This is a genomic window from Allokutzneria albata (assembly GCF_900103775.1).
Taxonomy (GTDB): Bacteria; Actinomycetota; Actinomycetes; order Mycobacteriales; family Pseudonocardiaceae; genus Allokutzneria; species Allokutzneria albata.
Genome location: NZ_LT629701.1, coordinates 6,013,792 through 6,037,185 on the forward strand (window position 1 = coordinate 6,013,792; position 23,394 = coordinate 6,037,185).

General features: G+C 69.9%; 25 protein-coding genes. 7 read left to right on the top strand and 18 right to left on the bottom strand.

All coding sequences use genetic code 11. The annotated features are described in order from the left end of the window. Positions 1 to 21 precede the first annotated feature (21 nt). From BLT28_RS27295 to BLT28_RS27310, 4 genes are all read right to left on the bottom strand, one after another. Positions 22 to 804, bottom strand: a complete 783-nt coding sequence (locus BLT28_RS27295; RefSeq protein WP_231950448.1) for a DUF1206 domain-containing protein — start codon at positions 802 to 804, stop codon at positions 22 to 24. Between the two features lie 98 nt (positions 805 to 902). Continuing rightward, positions 903 to 4,334, bottom strand: coding sequence for a VanW family protein (locus tag BLT28_RS27300; protein WP_052407381.1), 3,432 nt, complete (start codon positions 4,332 to 4,334; stop codon positions 903 to 905). Positions 4,335 to 4,408: 74 nt separating this feature from the next. Then, positions 4,409 to 4,729, bottom strand: coding sequence for a GroES family chaperonin (locus BLT28_RS27305; protein WP_030429961.1), 321 nt, complete (start codon positions 4,727 to 4,729; stop codon positions 4,409 to 4,411). Between the two features lie 108 nt (positions 4,730 to 4,837). After that, positions 4,838 to 6,682: an NHL domain-containing thioredoxin family protein gene (locus BLT28_RS27310; protein WP_231950449.1), complete on the bottom strand. Its 1,845-nt coding sequence runs from the start codon at positions 6,680 to 6,682 to the stop codon at positions 4,838 to 4,840. Positions 6,683 to 6,851: 169 nt separating this feature from the next. Between BLT28_RS27310 and BLT28_RS27315 the strand changes: the two genes are divergently transcribed. Beyond that, positions 6,852 to 8,321 (top strand): AAA family ATPase, encoded by a 1,470-nt coding sequence (locus BLT28_RS27315; protein ID WP_030429959.1) that lies wholly within the window; start codon positions 6,852 to 6,854, stop codon positions 8,319 to 8,321. Here the strand turns inward: BLT28_RS27315 and BLT28_RS27320 are convergent. The 8 genes from BLT28_RS27320 to BLT28_RS27355 all read right to left on the bottom strand — a co-directional run bounded on the left by BLT28_RS27320 (position 8,314) and on the right by BLT28_RS27355 (position 13,740). Further along, positions 8,314 to 8,685 (bottom strand): PIN domain-containing protein, encoded by a 372-nt coding sequence (locus BLT28_RS27320; RefSeq protein ID WP_030429958.1) that lies wholly within the window; start codon positions 8,683 to 8,685, stop codon positions 8,314 to 8,316. The genes BLT28_RS27315 and BLT28_RS27320 overlap by 8 nt on opposite strands. A gap of 4 nt (positions 8,686 to 8,689) precedes the next feature. Beyond that, positions 8,690 to 9,118 (bottom strand): HAAS signaling domain-containing protein, encoded by a 429-nt coding sequence (locus tag BLT28_RS27325; RefSeq protein ID WP_030429957.1) that lies wholly within the window; start codon positions 9,116 to 9,118, stop codon positions 8,690 to 8,692. Beyond that, complete coding sequence (locus tag BLT28_RS27330; protein WP_030429956.1) at positions 9,115 to 9,465, bottom strand: PadR family transcriptional regulator; 351 nt, start codon at positions 9,463 to 9,465, stop codon at positions 9,115 to 9,117. Before BLT28_RS27330 ends, BLT28_RS27325 begins: the two co-directional genes overlap by 4 nt. Positions 9,466 to 9,685: 220 nt before the next feature. Further along, complete coding sequence (locus tag BLT28_RS27335) at positions 9,686 to 10,207, bottom strand: GNAT family N-acetyltransferase (RefSeq protein WP_231950451.1); 522 nt, start codon at positions 10,205 to 10,207, stop codon at positions 9,686 to 9,688. Continuing rightward, positions 10,192 to 11,559 carry a serine hydrolase domain-containing protein gene (locus tag BLT28_RS27340; RefSeq protein WP_030429954.1) on the bottom strand — a complete coding sequence of 456 codons (1,368 nt, stop codon included), beginning with the start codon at positions 11,557 to 11,559 and terminating at the stop codon, positions 10,192 to 10,194. Before BLT28_RS27340 ends, BLT28_RS27335 begins: the two co-directional genes overlap by 16 nt. A 90-nt stretch (positions 11,560 to 11,649) precedes the next feature. After that, entirely contained in the window at positions 11,650 to 12,144 is a 495-nt protein-coding gene (locus BLT28_RS27345) for a hypothetical protein (RefSeq protein ID WP_030429953.1), read from the bottom strand. A 166-nt stretch (positions 12,145 to 12,310) separates the two neighbouring features. After that, positions 12,311 to 13,105: an SAM-dependent methyltransferase gene (locus tag BLT28_RS27350; protein ID WP_231950453.1), complete on the bottom strand. Its 795-nt coding sequence runs from the start codon at positions 13,103 to 13,105 to the stop codon at positions 12,311 to 12,313. 11 nt (positions 13,106 to 13,116) lie between these two features. Further along, entirely contained in the window at positions 13,117 to 13,740 is a 624-nt protein-coding gene (locus tag BLT28_RS27355) for a phosphatase PAP2 family protein (RefSeq protein ID WP_162184849.1), read from the bottom strand. A 184-nt stretch (positions 13,741 to 13,924) separates the two neighbouring features. On the opposite strand from BLT28_RS27355, the gene BLT28_RS27360 reads away from it, so the two are divergent. The 4 genes from BLT28_RS27360 to BLT28_RS27375 are packed head-to-tail and all read left to right on the top strand — an operon-like array spanning position 13,925 to position 18,151. Continuing rightward, positions 13,925 to 14,401: a MarR family winged helix-turn-helix transcriptional regulator gene (locus BLT28_RS27360; protein WP_030429950.1), complete on the top strand. Its 477-nt coding sequence runs from the start codon at positions 13,925 to 13,927 to the stop codon at positions 14,399 to 14,401. Continuing rightward, positions 14,364 to 16,886 carry a PEP/pyruvate-binding domain-containing protein gene (locus BLT28_RS27365; RefSeq protein ID WP_052407378.1) on the top strand — a complete coding sequence of 841 codons (2,523 nt, stop codon included), beginning with the start codon at positions 14,364 to 14,366 and terminating at the stop codon, positions 16,884 to 16,886. Before BLT28_RS27360 ends, BLT28_RS27365 begins: the two co-directional genes overlap by 38 nt. Positions 16,887 to 16,931: 45 nt before the next feature. Then, positions 16,932 to 17,405, top strand: coding sequence for a hypothetical protein (locus BLT28_RS27370; protein WP_030429948.1), 474 nt, complete (start codon positions 16,932 to 16,934; stop codon positions 17,403 to 17,405). A 23-nt stretch (positions 17,406 to 17,428) separates the two neighbouring features. Further along, entirely contained in the window at positions 17,429 to 18,151 is a 723-nt protein-coding gene (locus tag BLT28_RS27375) for an alpha/beta fold hydrolase (RefSeq protein ID WP_162184848.1), read from the top strand. On the opposite strand, the gene BLT28_RS41050 is transcribed toward BLT28_RS27375, so the two are convergent. The 4 genes from BLT28_RS41050 to BLT28_RS27390 all read right to left on the bottom strand — a co-directional run bounded on the left by BLT28_RS41050 (position 18,148) and on the right by BLT28_RS27390 (position 20,994). Then, positions 18,148 to 18,411, bottom strand: coding sequence for a DivIVA domain-containing protein (locus BLT28_RS41050; RefSeq protein WP_030429946.1), 264 nt, complete (start codon positions 18,409 to 18,411; stop codon positions 18,148 to 18,150). The two genes, BLT28_RS27375 and BLT28_RS41050, sit on opposite strands and share 4 nt — an antisense overlap. 208 nt (positions 18,412 to 18,619) lie before the next feature. Further along, positions 18,620 to 18,907 carry a hypothetical protein gene (locus tag BLT28_RS41055; protein ID WP_030429945.1) on the bottom strand — a complete coding sequence of 96 codons (288 nt, stop codon included), beginning with the start codon at positions 18,905 to 18,907 and terminating at the stop codon, positions 18,620 to 18,622. Positions 18,908 to 19,027: 120 nt separating this feature from the next. Further along, the gene (locus tag BLT28_RS27385; protein ID WP_052407377.1) at positions 19,028 to 20,497 is read right to left on the bottom strand and encodes a PH domain-containing protein; all 1,470 of its coding nucleotides are present in this window, start codon (positions 20,495 to 20,497) and stop codon (positions 19,028 to 19,030) included. Continuing rightward, positions 20,494 to 20,994 (bottom strand): PH domain-containing protein, encoded by a 501-nt coding sequence (locus BLT28_RS27390; protein ID WP_231950454.1) that lies wholly within the window; start codon positions 20,992 to 20,994, stop codon positions 20,494 to 20,496. Before BLT28_RS27390 ends, BLT28_RS27385 begins: the two co-directional genes overlap by 4 nt. 80 nt (positions 20,995 to 21,074) lie before the next feature. Here BLT28_RS27390 and BLT28_RS27395 point away from each other — a divergent pair, with 80 nt between their 5' ends. Then, the gene (locus BLT28_RS27395) at positions 21,075 to 21,689 is read left to right on the top strand and encodes a TetR/AcrR family transcriptional regulator (RefSeq protein WP_030429942.1); all 615 of its coding nucleotides are present in this window, start codon (positions 21,075 to 21,077) and stop codon (positions 21,687 to 21,689) included. Positions 21,690 to 21,742: 53 nt separating this feature from the next. Continuing rightward, on the top strand, positions 21,743 to 22,702 hold the full coding sequence (locus tag BLT28_RS27400; RefSeq protein ID WP_156050996.1) for an NAD-dependent epimerase/dehydratase family protein: 960 nt from the start codon (positions 21,743 to 21,745) through the stop codon (positions 22,700 to 22,702). On the opposite strand, the gene BLT28_RS40490 is transcribed toward BLT28_RS27400, so the two are convergent. Further along, entirely contained in the window at positions 22,699 to 22,836 is a 138-nt protein-coding gene (locus BLT28_RS40490) for a hypothetical protein (protein ID WP_156050994.1), read from the bottom strand. The two genes, BLT28_RS27400 and BLT28_RS40490, sit on opposite strands and share 4 nt — an antisense overlap. 303 nt (positions 22,837 to 23,139) lie before the next feature. After that, entirely contained in the window at positions 23,140 to 23,286 is a 147-nt protein-coding gene (locus BLT28_RS41060; protein ID WP_162184846.1) for a hypothetical protein, read from the bottom strand. Positions 23,287 to 23,394 lie beyond the last annotated feature (108 nt).

The window sequence follows — 23,394 nt, forward strand, 5'->3', positions numbered from 1 at the left end:
GGGTGCCGCCCTTCCACCGCCTCAAGGTCTGCGGCAGCGCGCGTCGGCGAAGCAGTAGACGCCGAACGCCGCGAGCCCGAGCGCGACGGCGAGCAGGATGACGATCCCGAAGGGCAGCGCGGCCAACTCCCGCAGCGCCTGGTCCACACCGCCCGCCCGGTTGGGGTCGGCGGTGAGACCCGCCAGTGCCAGCAGGATTCCCACCACGGCGAAGGCGACTCCCTTGGCCGGGTAGCCGATCATCCCGAGTCGCCGCGTCCAGGTCCGCGTTCCCGTCGGGAGCTTGGTCATGTCCAGCTCTTCGAGGAAGGTCTTGCGCACGCCCTTGAGCACAGCGGCCACGCCGACGCCGAACACCACGGCGGCGACCGCGGCGACGATCCACCGCCCGCCCGGCAGCGCGAGCAGTTCGGCCGTGAGCGTTTTCTGGCTCTGGTTACCGGATTTCTGGCTCTCGCCGATCACGAAGTTCACCGCGATGACGGCGAGCGCGACGCCCGCGATCCCGCGCGCCGCCGAGGTGACCCGCTTGACCGTGCGCTTGCGCTGGTCGGAGATCCAGCGATGGCCGAAGAAGGCGCTGAGCAGCTGCCAGATCGCGAACGCGGCCAGGCCCGCGGCGAGCGCGACCAGCAGCGCCACGCCGAGCGGCTGCGCGGCGATCGTGGCCAGTGCGCCCTTCTGGTCGGCGTCGGCCTGCCTGCTGCCGAGCGCGACGTGAGCGGCCAGCCAGGCCACGACGAGGTGCACCAGGCCGAAGCAGGCCATGCCCACCCGGCCGCCGATCTCGACGACTCGTTCCACCCTGGAGAGATGCACCACCAGCTACCAGGCGAAACGCGGCCGTTCGGAGCAAAGCGGAGGGGCCTCCCCGCAGGAAGGCCCCCTCGTCGTGCTCCGGCTCAGCCGCCCGCGGGCGGCGGGGCGCAGACCACCTTGTGCTGCGGGTTGTAGCGGACCGTCCGCTCCTCACGGCGCACGGCACCGGTCGTGAGGTCCTTGATGGTCCTGGTGTCCTTCACGCTGAAGCCGCCCGCACCCGGGCTCGGGGTGCAGGGCTGACCGTGCGGGATCTCCTTGACCTGCGGGGCGGTCTGGGCGAACGGCTCACTGGTCTGGCCGGTGACCTCGTAGGTCTTGGTGCCCCACATCCGGACGGTGATGTTCGACGGCGTCCAGATCGTCTGGATCAGGATGCCGGTCTTGCTGTCGTTCTTGAACTTCACGTCGATCACGCTGCTGCCGTTGGGGTTCTGGAAGACCGTCGCCTCCCGGCCCTTCGGGTACCGCGAGATGTAGAAGCTGTGCTCCTTGTGCGCGACGTCCACCATGCCCGCGTGGTACGCCGCGTTGTAGAGCGTGGTGGCCATCTGCGAGACACCGCCGCCGACCGCGCGGCTCAGCTCGCCCTTCTCGATGATCGCGGCCTCGACGTACCCGGTCGCCGCGGTGCGCGGGCCGGTGCGGACGTTCATGCTGAAGGTCTCGCCGGGCTTCACGATCGCGCCGTTGATCTGCTCGGCCGCCCGCTTGATGTTGCGGCCGGAGTCGGCGGCGAAGCCCTTGGTCTCGAACTCCGCGACGACCTGCTTGACGCCGAGGGCGTTGGCCTGCTCGGTGGTCAGCTTCGCGGGCAGCTGCGAGTAGGTCGCCTTGATCTGCCGGTCCTGGGGCTTGCGCAGCACCTCCAGCGCGCCCGCGAGGGTCTTCTCCCAGTCGACGCCCCTGCCGTCGGTCGACGGCTTGACCACCGGCTTGCCGCCCTCGATGACGATCTCGGCGTCCTTGCCGGGCTTGTCGGTCGACGCCAGCTGCGGGCGGGCGACCTCGGCGATCTTCGGCACGTCCAGCGAGGCGGTCAGTCCGCCCTTGCCGTCGGACTCGAAGCGCATCGCGTTGCCGATCGCGACGGGCTGCACGATGGCGTTGCCGCCCTCGCCGAGCACGGTCAGCGGGCCGGACACGGCGGGCTTGGCGATCTCCTCGAGCGCCTTGCGCACGCCCTCCGGGGTGGACGTGACGGGGTCGATGATCGCGGGCAGCTGCACGCGGCGGCCGCTCGGCCAGTCCGACTTGAGCACCGGGACCGCGCCCGCGGCGTCGAGCTTCTGCCCGGGCTTCGGGTCGATCGGCTTGGGTTTGCCGTCGGTGAACTCGATCGTGCCCTCGGCGGGGAGGCGGTCGGTCACCTCGCGCAGGTGCTCCAGCGCGCCGGTCACCTTGCTCTCCTCAGCCGAGGTGACCACGCCGAGCTCGGTGGTGGTGAAGAAGGACGCGATCCTGGTGAACGGGTTGTAGGACTGCTCGCCCGCCTGGTCGAGGGTGCCCTTCCAGTTCATCGTCAGCCCGGCCTCCTGCGGGGAGATCTCGGTGTCCACGTCACCGACCCGCAGCGCGACCGGCTTGCCCAGCCTCGGCTCGATCTGCTCGCGCAGCTTCTTCTCGGCCGACGCCCGGTCCATGCCTCCGACGTCCACGCCCGCCACGGTGACCCCGCGCGGCACGTTGCCCTGGGTGAGCAGGAGGTCGCCGACGTAGAGCACGCCGAGCAGGCCCACCACGGACGCCGCGGCCAGCAGGATCTTCCTGCCGCGACCGGAGCGCTCGCCCTCACCGTCGTCCTCCGGCAGCGGGTCGATCACGTCGTCGACCGGCGGGGGCGGGGTGGCCGGGGGCTTGGCGTTGAACACCGAGGTGGCCCTGGCCGGGGCCACGGTGGTGGTGGCGTCGATCTTCGGGATGCGAACCGTGTCGGCGGCGGGGTCGACCGGGCGGCCTGCGCCGAGACCGCTCAGGGCCTCCGGGCGGATCGCCGTGGTCGCCTGGTCGATCCGGTTGGTGCTCTGGTCGCCGACCGGACGCGCGAACGTGGTCGCCTGCTCAGGACGCGGCGTCTCGCCAGTCGAGCGCGAGAATGCCGTTGCCTGCTCAGGCTTCTGCGGATCACCGACCGGACGCGCGAACGTCGTCGCCTGCTCCGGACGCGGCGCGTCACCGACCGGGCGCGCGAACGTCGTCGCCTGCTCCGGACGCGGCGCGTCACCGGACGGGCGGGACGTCTGCTCCTGCTTCGACGGATCACCAACGGGACGGGCGAACGTCGTGGCCTGCTCGGGACGCGGCGTCTCGCCAGTGGAACGCGAGAATGCCGTCGCCTGCTCCGGGCTCGACGGATCGCCGACCGGACGGGCAAAAGTCGTCGGCTGCTCCGGACGCGGCGTCTCGCCAGTCGAGCGCGAGAATGCCGTCGCCTGCTCCGGGCTCGACGGGTCACCGACCGGACGCGCGAACGTGGTCGCCTGCTCAGGACGCTGCGCGTCACCGACCGGGCGCGGCGCCTGCTCAGGACGCGGCGTCTCACCGGTCGAGCGCGAGAATGCCGTTGCCTGCTCCGGGTTCTGCGGATCACCGACCGGACGCGCGAAGGTGGTCGCCTGCTCCGGCTTCGGGTTCGGCTGCGTGTCGCTGACGGAGTGGGCGAACGTCGTCGCCTGCTCGGGTTTCTGGGCGTCGTCGGCACGACGCGCTGCCTCGTCCTCCGCGCGCTTCTCGGTCTCGGGCTTCGGCGCGGACGGAAGCTGTTGGAACACAACGGTTTCCGTCTGCTCCGCGACGTTCTGGAACAGTGCGGCGCCGGAGACCGTCTGCTTCGGGGCCTCCGCGGGCTTGGGCTGCTCGGTCTCGGGCCGCGGGCGCTGGACCGGACCGCTGTCGTGGCGCTGCTGGACCGGAGGCTGCTGAGCCGGAGCTTGCCGGCCGGGGCCGTGCTCCCGCTGAACAGCACCGCTGTCGTGCCGCTGCGGCTGCTGCACCGGCGGCTGCTCACGGCGGACCGGACCGCTGTCGTGCCGCTGCTGCGGCTGCTCGCCCTGGTACTGGATGTTGCTCGGCGGCTGCTGGGACCACTGCTGGCCCGGGTTCCTCGGCTGCTGCGGGGTCCTGGGCTGGGGACCGCTGTGGTGCACCGGCGACTGACCGGGCGCGCCGAACGAGGACGGCTGCGGCTGCTGCGGTGAGTTGTAGTGCACGCGCGGCGTGCCGTCCGTCGGCGCGATGCTCTGCGGCGTGCGCGGCTGCGGTCCGCTGCGGTGGACCTGAGGAGTCTGCGGCGCCTGGGGCTGTGGGGCCGGAGGTGCGGGTGGGACGTCCTTGGCGGGCTCGGGTGCCTCGGCGCCGGGCTTCGGCGCGGACATCCACTGGATGCGCTTGGTCGTGCGCTCGGCGCTCACCGGACGCTGTTGCGATCCCGCGGGATCACCGCCGGCAGGTGTCGAGGCAGCCGGTGTCGAGCCGTCCTCCGGCTGCGGGTCGGGCCTCCCGTTGTCGTCCGACACCGCGTTCCCTCCTCCAAGTGCGCTCGGGATGCACGCGCCGGCCTACCGGCCGGCGGAAACTCCGAGAACACGAATCACAGATACAGACCCGTACCGTGCTCGGTCCGCTCGCTGGCGACCGCGTGCAGGTCGCGCTCGCGCATCACGAGGTACGCCTCGCCCTGTACTTCGACCTCGAACTGGTCCTCGTGGTTGAACAACACCCGGTCACCGACCTTGACGGTCCTGACGTGGTTGCCCACCCCGAACACCTCGCCCCACGACAAGCGCTTCGCGACTTGGGCGGTGGCCGGGATGACGATCCCGCCGCCGCTTCGCCGCTCTCCTGCCTCCCGCACGACTTTCACCATGACGCGATCGTGCAGAAGCTGGATTTCGAGCTTGGCATCGGGCACCAGCGGAGTTTACTGGGCGGGCCGGGGCGAGCTACCACGGATACCGGTCACACACCAGACCTTCGTTGCGGTGTAATGCGGCAAGATGGCAGCTCGCGGTGATGCGTATCACTCCGCCTGCTCGTCCATTCCGCCCATGACCAGCGGCAATCGCCGTAGTCCCGACTGCTCCACCCGGACCGGGACGCCCCAGTCCTGACGGGCGAGGCGGCACACCGGGTGCTCCGCGTCGACGTCGCAGCTGGCCGCTTGGGCGACAACGTGCAGCACACCGGACGGGATGCCCTCGGCGATCACCAGGCGCCTGCTCAGCCCGGTGCCCGAGCCCGAGCCCTCCACGAGCAGCTCCGGCGGCGACGCGGTGATCTCCAGCCTGGTCGGCGGGCCGTAGCGCTCGTCGAGCTTCTCGCCCGGCGGCGGCGTGAACACGACGACGAGGTCGATCTCGCCAGGGGCGATGCCGGTGGGCAGGCGGCGAACCTGCTGGGCGGCTCCGGCCACCAGCCGCGCGCTGAGCCCCGGGGGCACGGGGCGCTCGAGGCGGTGCGCGGCGGAGGCGACCACGACCAGCTCACCGCCGACGACCACCGCACCGGAGGGCTCAGCCACGTCGGTGGCGAGCGTGGAGACCTCGTCCGTCACCGGGTCGTACCGGCGGATGGCACCGTTGTAGGTGTCGCAGATCGCCACGCTGCCATCGGGCAGCAGCGCGAGGCCGAGCGGGTGCTGCAGCAACGCCTGCTTCGCCGGACCGTCCCGGTGGCCGAAGTCGAACAGGCCCTCGCCGACCGCCGTGTGGACGGTGAAGCCGTTGTCCCCCTTGGCGATCCATCGCAGCGCCGAGGTCTCCGAGTCGGCAAGCCAGAGCCGTTCCGGATCGGCGGCCAAGCCGGAGGTCTGCGCGAAGAACGCCTGCTCGGCCGCTCCGTCGCGCAGCCCTTCCACGGTCGTTCCGGCAAAGCGGGAAACGTTGCCCGACAACGGATCGAACAGCCCGATCGTGTGATTTCCGGCCATGGCGACCACAACCCCGCCCGCGGGTGGCCACCACACCACGTCCCACGGGCTGGTGAGATCGACCTCCAGCCCCGGACCATCGGTTTCCCCGTCGCGCCACTGGTTTCCGGTACCGGCCACAGTGGACACCCGGCCGTCCGCCAGCCGCACCCCGCGCAGCAGGTGGTTGACGGTGTCCGCGACCACCACGTCGTAGCCCACCCGCTCGGCGACTTCGGGCGGCAGCAGGGCGAGGCCGTTGGGCTCGGAGAAGGCCGGCGCGAGGCCGTCCTCCCGCCCCCGCACGCCGGAACCGATGCGGCGCACCAGGTGCTCACCGGTCTCGTCCAGCTCGGCGAGGCTGTGCCGCCCGGAGTCCGCGACCAGGATGGTGCCGTTCGGCGTGCGGATCGCCTTGGCGGGGAACCGCAACACGGTCTCCGGCGCAGGCGGCGGAACGTACGGGCCGTCGCCGCGGTGCAGCGTGCCCTTCGCCTCGTGCTCGGCGATCACCTCGCGGATCACCCGGCGCAGCGCCTCGGCGTGGCCCTCCCCCGCCGCCACGTGCACGACGTAGCCCTCCGGGTCGACCAGCACCAGCGTCGGCCAGGCGCGCACCGCGTACTGCTGCCAGGTGCCCAGCTCCGGGTCGTCGAGGACGGGGTGGTGGACCTCGTAGCGCTCGACCGCGGCGCGCAACGCCTCCGGGTCGGCCTCATGGGTGAACTTCGGGGAGTGCACGCCGATGGTGACCAGGACGTCGGCGAACTCCTCCTCGATCGGCCGGAGCTCGTCGAGCACGTGCAGGCAGTTGATGCAGCAGAAGGTCCAGAAGTCCAGGAGGACGACCTTGCCGCGCAGTTCGGCGAGCTCGACGTCCGCTCCACCGGTGTTCAACCAGCCACGGCCGGTGAGTTCGGGGGCGCGCACCCTGGCGCGAGGCTTCGGAGAGGTCACACCAGCAGTGAACACGACGCGTCGCCCGGACCTTCCTCCGCTCACATCGTGGGAGGATCCCCGCCGTCGTGCCGCAGCGCTCGTGGCTTCGCGGCCGATCTGTTCAGAACCACCCCCCTTCTGAGTGATAGAAGATGCAGAACCCCCCCCATTTTGATAAGCGTGCCTGGTGAGAGACGACGAGATCCGCGCCCGGTTGCGCGAGGTCAACCCCTGGTGGCGAGCTAGTTCGGGCGGCGATCCGCTGGGCTGGGTCGCCAGCGACCGGGTACTCCGCGATCGCGATCGGTACGACCTGGGCTACCGCTCATCGGTACTTGACGACATCGCCAACGGACCGGTCGACGACAAGCTCGTCGTGCTCCGCGGTCCCCGGCGCGTCGGCAAATCCGTTGCCCTGAAGGACACCGTGGTCACCCTCTGCGGCCGCGACGACGTCGATCCTCGCCAAGTGATCTACCTGCCCGCTGACGGCATGCAGGCGCGGCACCTCCGCCGCACGTTCGTTCTCGGCAGAGAGCTGACCAGATCGGTCGACCACGCTCGACCCCGGCCGCGAATGTGGCTGCTCGACGAGGTGACCGGGATCGACGACTGGACGGCAGTCCTGAAGTACCAGCGGGACAACACGCCAGTCGGCGACGACACAGTGGTGTGTACCGGATCGTCCTGGAGCGACACCGGCGATGTGGAGCGGGACCTACTTGCCGGCCGCGCCGGCGCCACCGCGCAACGCCGCACCCGGCTGCTGTTTCCCATGCGGTTCCGAGACGTCCTTGCCGCCACCCGTCCGGAGCTCGGTCGCCCAGCCCCGATCGCTCCCTGGCAACTGCAGGGGCCCATGGCGAAGAAGCTCGCGACGGAACTCGAATTGTCCACCGACGACCTCGACCTCGCGTGGCAGTCCTACCTCACGTCCGGGGGTTTTCCTCGCGCGGTCGCCGAACACACCAGGGACGGGATGGTGAGCCAGTCGTTCCTGGAGGACCTCGCCGCGTGGTTGCACCGCGATGTCGACCACGACGCGTCCCCGGACTCGATATCGAAGCTGCTGGCGGAGATTCAGCACCGGTCGACATCTCCGTTGAATCGGCGAAGCACCGCCGAACACCTCGGCTACCCGAACGCCCAGACCTTCGATGTGCGACTGAACAGGCTGACGCGGAGCTTCGCGGGCTTGTGGTGTCACCAGATCACTGACACCGGCGCACGCATTTCCGGATCCCAGTCCAAGTTCTACCTGACTGACCCCGTTCTCGGCTGGCTCGGTCACCGGCTTCGCGCCGGACTTCCGGAACCATCCATGACCGCACTCACCGAGAGCACCCTGGCCACCGCTATGGCCTTGGCGATCGATGACGCTCAGCCCGGCCGATGGACCAGCGCGGACACGATCGGTTACGTCCGGACTGGTTCGGGAAACGAGGTCGATCTCGGCCCCGTGCCGGTGCCGACCCGAGGAGTCGAACAGCAGACCACTCCGGTCGAGGCGAAATGGGTCTCCCACGGCTGGCGCACCGAGGCGCGGGTGATCGAAGCCAAGTACGGCCGAGGCATCGTCGCCACCAAGGACATCACCGATTTCGAGAACCCGTCGTGGGCGATTCCGGTGCCGGTGTTGGCCCTGATGCTCACCTGACGGCGCGTGGGCCGAGGGTTTCGGCGCCGAGCGCGGTCACGCGATCGCGGAGTCCCCGGTCGGCGGTGACCACGACGCAGCGCCGAGGGACCGCCGCGCGGACGAGGTCCACGATCGCGTCATCGCCGGAGCCGGGCGCGGAGAGAACGCGAACGCCCTCCACCCCGGCCACGTCGCGTGCCGCGCCCTCAACGACGAGCACCACGTCGAGCGGACCTTCGATCTGCGGCAAACCGTTGTCGCCCAACGGAACCAGCGAGTCCCGCAGGCGTTCGTTGGCGCCGCGGCGGTCGCGCCACCAACCGTCGGGCACGGAGCCGACGACGTTGGCCGCGTCGACGATCAGCAGCGGCCGGGCGTCCACGACCTCAGCCCGTCGGGGACTTCATCGGAGTCGGCACCACCACAGACCCCTGCGATGGCCCCGTCTCCACGACGTTGGCCGCGAACAACAGGCTCGACAGGAACAGGACCAGCAACAGGAAGGCCAGGACCACGACCGCCGTGATCAAGGCGGTCTTCACGCCCGGCGACATTCGCGCGGGCGCCTGGGCCGGCGGAAAGACCGTGACCGGCTGCTCCTCCAGGGCGGCGCGGACGATCTCCTCGGGCTCACCGAGGCGGTCGAGGACCTGGCGGCGATCGGCCTCCGTTGTCACCGCGGGGTCGCCGAGCGCCACGGCGAGGTGCTCCGCGACATCGGCGATCAGCTCGCGCCCGCGGTCCTCCGGCAGCGCTCTCGCGGCCGCGTGCAGACGGTCGAGATAGCCGCGGATGAGTTGATCTTCCACCTTCATCGTCCCTCCGAGGGGGCCAGGAATCCTTCGACGGCATCGCGGAACCGGGTCCACTCCGCCGTGAACTCAGCGAGCGAGCGGTGCCCGGCCCGGGTGAGCGAGTAGTAGCGCCGGGGCGGCCCCGTCGCCGACTCCTGCCAGGTGGTCTCCACCAGGCCGTCGCGGCGCAACCGGGACAACAGCGGGTAGATGGTGCCCTCGCTGGTGGTGAGGGCCCCGCTCGCGCCGAGGGTCTGGACGAGTTCCACGCCGTAGCGCGGGGAGTCCCGCAACAGCGCCAGCACGCAGTACTCCAGAACACCGCGCCGCATCTGGCTGACCGCTTTGAACGGTCCCGCAGCTACCATGCGGAACAAGGTACCTGTAACCACGATGTACCGCCAGGCAGGCAAGTTGACAATGCGTGTGCATTGCCAACCACCCCGAAGGCTGGTTACGATGCATGTGCATTACAAAGACACGGGTGATCGCAGGGGTCTGGACCGAGGGGGTCGGACTCACTGGGGGACGTTCACCCAACCCCTTGTCGGGGGGACCCGCGTGGTCCCCCCGACAACGGTTTTCCGCTCAGAGCCTGCGGACGAAGGCGATGCGGTCCAGCCCGGGACCGTCGTAGTCCGGCTGCACCCACACCCCGTCGACCACCTTCTCGCCCTGCTCCACGAGGAAGCCCAGGGCGGTGTGGAAGGCCAGGGACGTGGTGTTCGCCGGGCTGGTGATGCTGTGCACCCTGGTGCGCCCGTGCTCCCGCGCGAGGTCGAAGAAGCACTGGTAGAGGCTGCGCGCCAGGCCCGACCGGCGCAGCCCGGGCTCGACGCCGACGAAGTGGATGTACGCGGCCTCGGGATCGGTCTGGGACAGGAAGCCGATCAGGAAGCCGACGAGGCGGTCCTCGGCGTCCTCGACCAACCAGCTCGTCGTGGTGAAGTGCTGGAAGTACAAGCGGGGCAACAACAACGCGCGCTGCTGCGCCCCGGCCTCACCGCCCAGACCACCCCACCACTCATCGAGCACGGTGAGCAGCCGCAGGTGGTCCTCGGGCCGGGGGTGGCGCAGCCGGAGCCCTTCACCGATCACAGGCCGCGCCACCCGTCCGCGTCCACACCGCCCGGCACGGCCGCGTTCGGGTCGTAGGGAGTCCTGGTGAAGATGAACGTGTTCAGGTCGAGGTGGCTCACCGCACCGTCGGCCCCCCGCACGATCCGCAGTTCCTCGCCCGCGTAGTAGCCGTCCAGCCCGATCCACGCGCCGTTGTCGTCGCGGCGGAAGCGGGACGCCCTGCCCCTGCCGTTGATCGGCGTGAGGTCGAGCAGACCGCCCTTGCGCAGGCGCAGCGCGTAGGCGGAGGGACCCCAGTACCACTGCCCGGTCAGCGCGAGCAGCTCACTGTCCACTTCGGACTGGGGCATCGGCGTCCAGGTCCCGGGCACCCGCGGCTCGCGCTCGGCCATGATGTCGAAGTAGTCGGTCAGCAGCAGGTATCCACCACCCGCCGTGGTGTTGGCCAGGAACAGCACGCCGGTGCTGTCCTTGGGGTCCACCCACACCGTCGCGAGGAAGCCGGGCATCGAGCCGGTGTGCCCGGCGACGCGCCTTCCCTTGTGCCGCATCAGTTGCAGACCGAGCCCGTGCCCGCCGCGCCACTCGTCGGCGTCGTCGACGATCGCGGGTTCGCGCATCTCGGCGACCGTGTCGGGGTGCAGCACCTCCCCGGTGTCGCCGCCGAGGAACGCCGCCCAGCGCGCGAGGTCGGTCGCGGTCGACCAGAGCTGCCCGGCCGGGGCCATGGCGCCGCCGTCGTGCGAGGGCTCCGGCAGCAGCACGTCGGCCCACGGGTGCACGGCGTAGCCCTGCGCGTGCGGGGCCTGGGCCAGGAAGGTGGTGCGGCCCATGCCGAGCGGGCGCAGGATCTCCGCCTCGACCGCCTCCATCCAGCTCATCCCCCTGCTGCGGGCGATGACCTCGCCGAGCAGGCCGAAGCCCAGGTTGGAGTAGTGGAACCGGCGACCGGGGCGGTGCGGCATGGACTGCTTGTCCAGCAAGGAGATCAGCTCGTCGGCCGGGACGCCGGGGGTGCGCTCCCACCACTCCCCCGGCGACTCGGCGGTCAGCCCCGCCGTGTGCGAGAGCAGCTGCGCGATCGTGCTCGCACCCGCGGGCGTGCCCGGCACGAACCGGTCGAGCGGGTCGTTGAGGTCGAGCCTGCCCTCGTCGCGCAGCCGCATGATGAGCGCGGCGACGAAGGTCTTGGTGATCGAGCCGATCCGGTACTGCGTGTCCGCGGTCGGCTCGGCCCCGTCGACCTGGCCCCGCGCGCCGATCCACACCGGCGCTCCGTCGCGCACCACCGCGGCGACGATCGACGGGACGCGGTTCTCGCTCTGGTCAACGGCGAGGCGGCGCAGCAGCGCGCGCTGGGTGCCGGCCAACAACTCGGGCATGCGGGTTCCTCCCTGAACGGCTTCGCCGGGAAGTCCACCACATGCGCCATGAGCCGCCCAACCATCGGCCGGGCGGCTCGGTCGGCAGGACTACTCCGAGCAGTCCTGCTCATTCTGGTAAAGGCCGATGCCGATCACCTTGTCGTCGCGAACGTCGATCGCATAACCCGCATTCGGATTTCCGGGAACGTCGACCCAGCGCCCGTTGGGCCCTTCCGACCATTCCGGGTAAGCCGCGACGAGTTCTTTCCTGCTGGATCCGATTCCAATTCCACGCGGGGTGCGGACACCGGGGTAGGCGTGGATGACGGCAACACCCTTCGTCGGCGAGATCAACACGTTCAACTCGTTCGGCGCCGCGCGGAACTCGTACTTGGAGCAGACCGGGTTGATCCCCGCGCCCGGGTCTTCGCCCTGGTAGGCGTGCAGCAGCGTGGTCTGGTAGGCATCGGGCTCTGACATGCCGAGCTTCAGGTCACCCAGTCCGTCCGGACCGAGGACCGGACCGGCCGGAGCCGCGTGCGCAAGAGAACCGACAAGGATCGCGCCGAATGCGACTGCCGCGACGGCAAAGGTGCGCTTCATTTTCTCTCTCCCCTTCGGCGGAAGTCCCTCAACTTCCACACAAAGGAGGACGGTCAACGAGCACCCGGGTTGCGGGGAACTTGGAAAAAGTTCGACGACCACTTCGGCGGGAAGCGGTCGGACGGGCCGTGACCAGGGCTGCTTCCACAACCGCGAGTGAACGCGGTCATCCGATCGGCCCAGGCTTCCTGGCGACCCCGCAGCGCCAGGACTTCCACTGCTCCGCCGAGTCCGGCCGCCAGTCCGACAGCCGCACCAGGCCGGGCGGGACCAGCTCCAGTCCGGCGAAGAACTTCGCCACCTCGTCCTCGGTCCGCACGACGATCGGGCTCGCCGTGCGCTGGTAGACCTCGCGCACCGTCTCGAAGCCCGAGTTCTCCTCGTCGGAGAAGTCCTCGTTGGTGCCGTGGGAGAGCACCAGGTAGCTGCCGGGGACGAGCCGGTCCAGGTAACCCGAGACCACGCCCCAGGGGTTCTCGGCGTCCGGTACGAAGTGCAGCGCCGCGACCATCAGCACGGCGAGCGGCTGGTCGAGGTCGAGCAGGGCGCGCACCTCGCGGTTCTCCAGCACCCGCGCCGGATCGCGCAGGTCGGCGCGCACCGAGGTGGCGTCCGGGTTGCCGGCCAGGATGCGCAGGCCGTGGCCGACCGCGATCGGGTCGATGTCGACGTAGACCACCCGCGCCCCGCAGCACTTCCCCTGAGCGACCTCGTGCACGTTGCCGACCGTCGGGATACCGGAACCGAGGTCGAGGAACTGCCGGATTCCGTTGTCCACCAGGTACTTCACGGCGCGCCGAAGGAAGGACCGGTTCGCCTGCACCGCCAGCCGGACACCGGGGAAGGCCTGCTCTGCGACTGCCGCGGCCTCGCGGTCGATGGAGAAGTTGTGCGAGCCCCCGAGGAAGTGGTCGTACATCCGCGCGGCGCTGGGCCGCGACAGGTCGATGTCCTCGGGCACCCAATCCACGGTCAGGGACGGATCTTCGGCAACACGACGGTCTCCTCCGCGGCGGCGGGCACCCGCGGGAGGACGGCGGTGAGGTCGTCGAGCTCGTCGGCCTCTTCGGTCTCGGCGTACCTGCGCAGGAGCAGCTTGGCCGCCCACCACACCACCACCGTGGCGACGACGCCGACGATCCCGCCCATGATGATGTCCGATGGCCAGTGCACGCCCACGTAGACCCGCGAGAAGGCGACGAGCAGCGCGGGCAGGGCGAGCAGCCAGCCCCACAGCGCGGAGACGAAGATCCCCACCACGAGCGCGACGGTGATGGCGGCCGTCGCGTGGTTGCTGGGGAAGGACACTCCCGGCTCGTGCTCGACGAGCTGGTTGACCGGGCGCGTCTGGAACGGCCGCTCGTGGAAGGCCATCATCCGCAGCACCCGGTTCACCAGGAAGCCGAGCAGCAGGGCCGCGCCGACCTGACCGGCCATCCAGATGTTGGTGGTCCGATCCTGCGTCCGCATCGCGAGCAGGGAGACGATCCCGGCCGTGGCGAACAGCAGGTAGATCAACGGCCCCGCGGCGAAGAGCATCACGTCGTCGAGGACGGGGTTGCTGCCGGCCATGCCGTTGATCAGGTCAAATAGCACGTCCCGCATCGTGTTGCTACCCCCACTCGATGAACAGCCGACGACACACCGACCTCGATCATCCCAGCTTCCCCAACGGGCGATGTTCCAGCCACCTTTTCAACACCCGTTGATTTAGCCGCCCCGTCCGCGATAGCGTGCACTCATGCACTAGTTGCAAGGACGCAAGTATTTGGAGGACGCCGTGCTCCACCAGGACAGCGACCGCCTCGCCGAGGAGATCGGTGCGGTCCGCCGAGAACTCCTGTCGGAGTTCATGCTCTCGGTGGTCCGCAGAGCCGGTGATCTCCAACTCATCCACGTCGCGACGCTCTACGTGCTCGACACGGGCCGCGCGCCCACCGTCAAGGACCTCGCCGACCACGTCGGCCGCTCCGTCTCGGCGACCAGCCGGATGGTCGAGCAGCTGGTGGCGAGGGGCTTCGTCGGCAGACGGGAGGACACCGAGGACCGGCGCGCGAAAAGGGTGCACCTCACCGACGAGGGGCGGGAGTTCCTGCGCGGCTTCGAACGCAGCAGGGCAGAGGCGCAACTGGGACTGATGGCGTACCTGTCAGAGGAGGACCAGCGGATCGTCGCGCGATCGACGACCCTGCTGGCCGAGGCCGCGAGGAGATATCGCGATGAGCACAGGGCAACAGCGGGGGAAGAGCAGGCGTGAGGTGGTGCTCGACCTGGCCGCGCTGGACGGCGGTATGGGCGAGCTGGTCGGCGGCAAGGCCGCCAACCTGGGCGAACTGATCAACGCGGGCATTCCGGTGCCGCCGGGATTCTGCGTCACCACGGACGCCTACCGGCGGATGATCGAGGTCACCGGACCGGTCTTCGCGCAGGAACCGGCCACAGCGCGCGACATGCTGCGCAGCGCGGCCATTCCGGCCGACCTGGCCGAGGAGATCAGCACCGCCTACCGCGCCCTGGGCGAGGACGTGCCGGTGGCCGTGCGCTCGTCGGCGACCGCGGAGGACCTGCCGAACGCGAGCTTCGCCGGGCAGCAGGACACCTACCTCAACGTGGTGGGCGTCGACGCGGTGCTGGACGCGGTGCGCAGGTGCTGGGCGTCGTTGTGGACCGACCGCGCGGTGAGCTACCGCGACAGCAACGGCATCGACCAGAGCACCGTGCACCTCGCGGTCGTCGTGCAGCGCATGATCGACGCCGAGGTGGCGGGCGTGATGTTCACGGCGAACCCGGTCACCGGGACGCGGTCGGAGTTCGTCATCGACGCCAGTCCCGGTCTCGGCGAGGCGGTGGTCTCCGGTTCGGTGAACCCGGACCACTTCGTGGTGGCGGCGGACGGACGCGTGCTCGACCGCACGATCGGCGACAAGCACATGGCGATCAGGTCGAAGGCGGGCGGCGGGACGGAGCACGTCGAACTGTCCACAGAGGACTTCTGTCTGACCGACGATCAGCTGAAGCGACTGGTGGACCTCGGAAAGCACGCGCAGGACCACTACGGGGCGCCTCAGGACACGGAGTGGGCACTGGACGCCGACGGCGAACTGTGGCTCACCCAGTCCCGCCCGATCACCACGCTCTACCCGATCCCTGAGTCCACCAGGGACGGTCTGCGGGCGTACTTCTCCGCCAACGTGGCGCAGGGCGTGTTCGGTCCGATCACCCCCGCGGGTCTCGCAGGGATGCGACTGGCCATGGGCGCGGGGGCGAAGCGCTTCGGCCTTCCCGTCGAAGATCCGCTGGACGGGCCGCCGGTGTTCGCCCAGAGCGGCTGGCGGATCTACGTGGACATCACCGCACCGCTGCGCAACCCGGTCGGCCGGGCCCTGCTCCCCCGCCTGTTCGGCATGATGGAGAGCCGATCCGCGGAGATCTTCCAGCAGCTCACCGAGGACCCGCGGTTCGCGCTGACCACCACCAGGCGCGGACCGACGCTGCGGAAGATCATCAAGATCGCGCTGCACATCGGCGCCCCGCCCAGGGCACTGCACGCCCTGCTGCGGCCGGATGTCGTGCGCGCCAACGCCTTCCGGTACGCCGAGGAGATCGACAGGCTCACCAGGACCCGGCCCGGTCTCACCGCGGAGCAGCGGCTGGACTTCATCACGCAGATCTTCACCGAGATCACCATCCCGCGGGTCCTGCGCCTCATGCCGGTCGTGGCGGGCACCTTCGCGCTGATCAGCGCGATGCCGAAGCTCATCGGCGATCCGGACTGCGTCAACGACGTGCGCGTGGTGCTGAAAGGCATGCCGCACAACGTCACCACGGAGATGGACCTGGAACTGTGGCGGATCGCCAGGCACGGCTCGGACGGCGACCTCGACCGCTTCCTGGCCAAGTACGGCCACCGCGCGGTCGCCGAGATCGACCTGGGTGTTCCGCGCTGGTCGGAGGACCCTGCGCACGTGCGCGGCGTGATCGCCAACTACCGCCGGGTCGACGATCCGGAGTGGGCGGCGGACAGGCAGTTCGAGAAGGGCGTCGCCGAGGCCGAGGCGATGATCGAGGAGCTGGCGCGGCGAGCCGGTCGGCGCGGCAGGCTGGTGCGCGCGGCGCTGCGCCGCATCCGGGCCCTGGCCGGGGTCCGCGAGCTGCCGAAGTACTGCGTGGTCCTGGCGTTCTCCCGCGTTCGTGAACAGCTCAAGCTCGTCGGCGCCGAACTGGCCGAGTCCGGCGTCATCGAGCACGCGGACGACGTGTTCTTCCTCGACTTCCGCGAGGCGCGGGAGGCGTTGCGGGGCAAGGACTTCACCGAGGTGGTCGTGCGGCGCAGGGCCGACTACGACCGCGAGCGGCGCAGGCGCCACGTGCCCAGGATGCTGCTCTCCGACGGCACCGAGCCGGAGGCCGTCGCCGTGGCGGTGGACGGAGCGCTGCGCGGGACGGGCGCGTCTCCCGGCACGGTCACCGGGGTGGCCAGGGTGGTGCTCGATCCGGTCGGCGCCGAGCTGCACCCCGGGGAGATCCTGGTGGCGCCGTCGACCGATCCGGGCTGGACGCCGCTGTTCCTGACCGCGGGCGGACTGGTGATGGAGATGGGCGGCCCGAACTCGCACGGCGCGGTGGTGGCGCGGGAGTACGGCATCCCGGCCGTGGTCGGCGTCGCGCGCGCCACCCAGGAGATCGTTACTGGTCAGACCATCACCGTGCACGGCTCCAGCGGCTCGGTCGAGGCATCTTGACGGCGACCGTCAAGTACTTTACGGTCGCCGTCAAGGAGGTGCGCGATGGCCCTTGACGTGACCGAGGCGGCGCTGGCGGAACAGCTGGTCCAGCTGGTGACCGGTCGCCTGCTGGACCCGCTGGAGATCCTGCTCGGCACGGACTGGACGCTGACCAAGCTGGAGCGCAGGACCAGGACGCAGGCGGAGGTCTGGGCGAAGGAGCTGCTCGGTCCCAGCGACCAGGTGGCGACCCAGACCGCGATGCGGCTGATCGCGACGCTCTACCCGGGCGATCGCCCGTTCGACCCGCCCACCTCCTGGTGGACCGCCCCGTTCGGGCAGGTCGTCGCGCACCGCATCGGTCATCCGACCACCGACGGCCTGCCCTACTCGACTGCGGGCGCGATGCTCGGCATCACCAAGCAGGCGGTGCACGACCTGGTCAACCGGGGCAAGCTCGTCCGGCACGCCGATGGCGGCGTCACCTCGGAATCGGTCCGGCTGCGCCTGCACCAGCGCAACACCAACCGGGGCTAGAAATGTCCACAACGGATGTTCTGGTGCCGGGCCCGGTCCCGATCTCCGCGCGGGACTTCGGCGGGACCGGGACCCCGGTGGTGTTGCTGCACGGACTCGGTGGCAGCAAGGACACCTGGTCCGCCTTCGCCCCGATGCTCACCTCGAGGCACCGCGTGATCGCACTGGACCTCCGCGGCCACGGCGACTCCGGTGACGCGCCGTGGGACTGGGAGGGCGCGATCGGTGACATCGCGCGCGTCGTCTCGCACTTCGCCCTGGAAAGGCCCGCTGTGGTGGGCATGTCCTTGGGCGGCGGGCTCGCCGTGCTGTGGGGCGAGTCCCACCCGCGCTGCCCCGGCGTGGTCAACATCGACGGCGGCCACCGCCACATCAGCGATCCTTCGCAGTACTCGGACACGACGGGCCTCGACGAGCTGAACGCGCTCTTCGACGCGCAGGCGCACCAGGTCGAACGCCCCGGCCCGGAGATCCTGCGCGCCCTGCGCCGCGGCTTGGCCGATGCGGACCTGTTGGCCCGCTACGAAGAACTGCGCTGCCCGTGCCTGGTCTTGTCCGCGACGCGCGGAATGCCCGGGATGGACGCCTTCGAGAACCTGGGTGCCGTCTACCGCGACGGCCTCAACCGCGAGCTCGCCGAAGTGGCGAACCCCCGCGTCGAGGTCGTCGAGTTCCCCGGCAGCCACGCGATGCTCTTCGAGAACCCGTCGGAGATCGCCGCGCGCGTACTGGCCTTCCTCCGCTAGCCGGCTTCGGCTCGCACGGCCAGTTCCTCCTCGATGAGGTCGAGGTAGTCGTCGACCTCCTCCTCGTCGAAGCCGCCGACACCGAGCGAGGTGCTGAACGCGACGTTGTGCACCTGTGCCGCCGTCACGTTGCCCCGGCCGTCCAGGGTGTTCGCCACCTCGGCGAGAAACCCGATGACCTCGACCTCGCTGTAGCCGCGACGCCCGAGCCGCGCCTTCGAGAAGCGCTTGTCCCGGACCTCGTCCGCGGTGAGACCCATCCCAGTCCTCCCAACGGGTAACCCGCGGAAAGTATTGGGCCCCTCCCCCACTCCGGCCACTCGAAGCGCCCAACGCGGTTCCCACTTCGGCCTCGCGCCGCGCGTTCGACCGCGCAGAACCGACGTGTCCACTTTGGACGAGACGGTGCACGAGCGGCGGCGGTCGTCGTGGAGGGGTGGGGCGATCGGATCGCCCCACCACGTTCGATCAGTGCCAGCCGGTGCAGTCAGTGGCCAACGGGCCATTCCAGGTCTTGCTGCCGTCCAAGGACCGGTCGAGGTGGGTGTAGTAGTGCCCGTTGTCCCAATCCGCCATGGTGCGACTGTCGCCGTAGAACAGGATCGAGATCTTGTGACCGCCGCTGATGGTGTGGCGGCAATTCCAGCCATTGGGCCCGTTGCCCTCGCACGCGTCCGCGGCGGGCGCGGTGAGCACCATCCCGCCCGCGGCAGCCAGGGTGACGAGAGTGGCCGACAGCTTCTTCTTGATCTGCATGGAAATACCCGAGCTTTTAGTGTCCTTTGTAGAGCCGAGACGGACGAGGCAGGGATGGGTTCCACCGCCCGGTGAAGGTTCACTAACCGGTGCGGCACCGAGGACCCATCCGAGGGATCCTCACGAAGACCGGGCAAGGAACTCCACGAGGAGACGCGGTGACACGGTCTCGGCGAAGTCCACGGCGTCGGCCTCGGCGAGGTCCCTGATGCGGTAGCCCTGCTCGCCGGCCGCAACGGCCGCCGTCGCGGTGACGAGCCCTGCGCGGCGCGAGAAGGGGTTGCTGCTGAAGGACCAGGAGAGGATGCCTTCGCGTTCCAGCAGAACGGTGTCCCGACTGAACACGCCGGATCGAATCACCAGGTGCGCGCCGGAAACCCCGTGTCCGAGATTGCGGTAGGCGTCTCGTCCCAACCAGACGGTGATCGGTGCGGCCACCAGGACGAAGACCCACCCAACGTGGATGAGCACGGTGGTCAACAGGAAACCCAAGAGCAGCAACACAAAGGTGATGGGCAGCGTCACGAAGACGAAGCCACGCACGATGCGACGTCGCAGCGCGGCCCTGGGATGGCGGCGCAGCAAGGGGTCAGCCTGCTGGGGTAGCCCCAGGATCTCGCGCGCGACCCGCGCGGCTTCCGCCCGTGGTGACGGGGGCAGCACCGAACTGCGTCGGCGGTTCTCTTCCTCGTTGCCGAGCCCGCCCGCGATCGCGTCCACCAGGGCGCCGCCGCCCGCACGCAGCAGGAGCGGTTCGCGAAGCCGCGAGCCACGCAGCCTGCGGCGCTCGATCGACACGAGGCGAGTGGTGAGCAACCCGCGCCGCACCTGCAGGGTCTGCGCGTCCGTCCACTCCAGACGGTAAGCCCACCACGTCTCCACGTGGACGACGATCGCGCCGATCACTCCGAGCAACGTGAGTCCCAGCACCAGCAACGGGATCGTGATCCACAGGGCGCTGTGCCCGAAGGCGGCGAACGCGTCCCGGACGATCCCGATCTCCCACCACTTGATGTCCAGGCCGTTCAGCGCCCGCGTGGCCGCGCCCGCCACGATGAGCACGCCGCCGAAGACCCAGAACGTCAAGGGCGCGTAGCGCAGCCACCTCCAGTTCATCGTGGCGATGACCGGATCATCGGCGTGCGTGCGGTCGGCCCGAGCCAGAAGCTCTTCGCGGAGCCGGTGCGCGGTTGCCCGGGGCAGTGCGTCGAGCACCAGCTCCGTCCCGCCGTCCGACGCCGCGGTACCCGCGCGGAGCACGACCAGACCAAGAACGCGATGCACCGGGCTCGCCGTGAGGTCGACGTTGCGGACGCGTTCCAAGGCGATCGATCGGCGACGGCGGTGCAGAACTCCGGTGTGCAGCTCGAAGGTGGACGCGGAGATCCGGTACCGCGTGGTGGTCAGCCGGAGCACGCCGTAGATGGTGATCACCAGGAACGCCGACGTGATCCCGGCCAGGGTGAGCCAACCGCGGAGGCCCACGTCGCCACCGGTCGCGAGCAGCGTCAGCACGAACGACGCGAGCGGCGCGGCGAGCCATGCGCAGTGCACCGCGATGGTGCGGCGATCCAGTCGCTGCCAGCTCACGTGGCATCACCGGGAACCACCTCGGCGGCTTCACCGATACGACGGGCCAGCTCGTCGGCATCGGCCGCGGCCAGCCCGGCAATCTTCACGTCGCCGTGGGTGGATGCCGTCGTCACCACGACCGTGGCCAGACCGAACGAGCGCTGGATCGGCCCCTGCGTGGTGTCGACGGTCTGCACCCGGGACAGCGGCGTGACGCGGTGCTTCTGCCAGAACCATCCGGACGCGGCGTAAACGGCCTTCGAACCCAGCTCCCACGCGTGCACCCGGTACCGCCACGACGGCATGACCAGCGCGTACAGCAGCGCCGGGACGACGAGCACCAGGACGAGCAGCGGCCCGAGCCACACCAGCGCCGCTGGGAAGAACAGCGACGACAACACGAACATCGCGACCGCGACCAGCAGCATCGGCCCCGCGAGCGACACCCAGGCCTGGGCGCTCCACCACCGGCGGGCACGCGGGTCGACCCGGTTCACGGGTGGTCTCAGGTTCAAGGCGGCTCCCCCTCCTCTTTTCAAGTCGACCGTATTAAGTCAGCTGTAATAAGTCAAACGTATTGGTATAGGCTGCCTCCGTGCCCAAGCAGGTGGACCACGAGGAGCGGCGCGCGGCGATCGTCAGCGCGCTCTGGAAGCTGGCCGGGGAGCGGGGCCTGGACCGGGTGAGCCTGCGGGACACCGCGCGCGAGGCGGGGATGTCGCTGGGACAGCTCCAGCACTACTTCGCCACCCGCGACGACATGCTCGTGTTCGCCATGGACTTCATCAGCAAGCGAACCACCGAGCGGGTCACCGCCAGGGTTCTGGCGCTGGACGAGCGGACGCCCGAGGCGATCCTGCGGATGTGCGTCGCGGAGATGCTGCCGCTGGACGACCGCAAGCGGCAGGGCAGCCGGATGAGCATCAGCTTCTACGTCGAGGCGCTGGACAACGAACGGCTGCTCTCGCACGCGCGCGAGGGCTCGCGCAAGCTGCTGGACTTCTTCGAGCAGCAGCTGCGGGAGGCGCAGGACCGCGACGAGATCCCGGCCGACCGGGACCCGCGGCGGGAAGGCATGATCATCATGAGCGTGGTCGACGGGCTGACCAGCTACTGCCACCTCGGCCTGCACACCGCCGAGGAAGCGTTGGCGATGGCGATGCGGCACCTTGACACCCTGTTCGGTGCCGCACACGAAACGAAACGTTAGTCGGCGCCGTCCATCCGATAGCAGGATCGGTGCGACCGTGTTCCGATGAGGACATGCGAGTGGTCGTACTCGGCGGGACCGAGTTCATCGGCAGGCGCATCGTGGAGGAGCTGGTCGCGCGCGGTGACGACGTGCTCGTCGTGCACCGCGGGCGGACCGAGCCGCAGGACTGGGTCGCCTGCGAGCACCTGCACGTCGACCGCGCGGACTTCGGCACGGTCGCGGCGGACGTGCGCGCCTTCCGGCCGGACGCGGTGATCGACACCATCGCGCTGAGCCAGGCCGACGTGGACGCGGTGCTGCCACACCTGCCGGAGGCGCAGCTCGTGGTGCTGTCCAGCATGGACGTCTACCGCGCGTTCGAACTGCTCAAGGCGGGCGCGAACGGTGAGCCGACGCCACTGCGCGAGGACAGCGCACTGCGCGTCGGCCGCTTTCCCTACCGGGGACAGGGCCTGGGACTCGACGACTACGACAAGCTCGACGTCGAACCGGCCTACCTGGAACGGGGCGGGACGGTGCTCCGGCTGGCGGTGATCTACGGCGAGCACGATCCGCAGCGCCGGGAGGAGTTCGTCCTGCGACGGGTCCGGGCGGGGCGCACGCGGATCCCGGTCGGGCCGGGCAACTGGTTGTGGACCCGCTGCTACGTCGGCGAGGTCGCCGGTGCCGTGCTCGCCGCACTGGGGAACGACCGCGCGCGGGGCGAGATCTTCAACGTCGGCGAGCCGCACACGCACGACTTCGGCACGTGGATCAGGCAGATCCTGGCCGCGGCCGACCACGAGGCGGAACTGGTCGAGGTGCCCGGCGAACTGCTCCCCGCCGACCTGGCGTTCACGAAGGCGCACGTGCAGCACCTGCTCTTCGACAGCTCGAAGGCCCGCGATCTGCTCGGCTGGCGACCCGCGCCGGTGGAGTTCGGCATCGAGCGCTCGGTGCGCTGGCACCTGGAGAACCCGCCTGCCGGGGCCGACACCGACTTCGGTGAGGACGACCGGGCGCTGGCCTAACCCCTGGGGGCGAGGTTCCCCGCCAGCAGGATCAGCTCGGAGATCACCGTGATCACGACGGCCAGCAGGGCGCCGAGGGCGACGGCCGCGATCAGGGCGAGGCCGACGACTTTCCAGAACTCGTCCCGCTTCACACCCGACATCGTGCCGGATATGGGAAACCCCGCGGTGCTGCCAGGTCGGGGGTCCGACAGCATCGCGGGGTCATAGTGGTCATCGCGAAGTCACCCGCCCTTGTTACACCCTGCCGAGGATGTGACGTAGGTCACGTTTGGCAACTGGGTCGGCCGCGTGACGACGACGGATCCACCACGTGAAAGCGCCCCTGGGCGGCGGGAGGCCGCTCAGGGGCGCTGGTAACTCCGTTGGGCAAGACGGCGGGAGGGCCGCTCGAGCCGGCGGTCGAGGTCGCCGGCGAACGTCCGCCGTCCCCGGCCTCAGCGGAGGGTAGTCACCTGCTGCTGGGCAATGACCATGAGCTCGTGACGCAGAGCCGGGGTGGCCGCGCCGTCGATCGCGCGGTTCACGGCACGGCGAGTCCGGTTGTCGGCACGACGAGCACGCATCTTCGCGACGAGGTTCATCTGAGTTCGCATCCCCTTGGAGGTTCCGGTGTCGGTGTGACAAGACAAGTATGCACCAGACTTCGCGGGTTAGCGCCTATTTGTCCGGTGAGGTGCCTCACCGGCCGG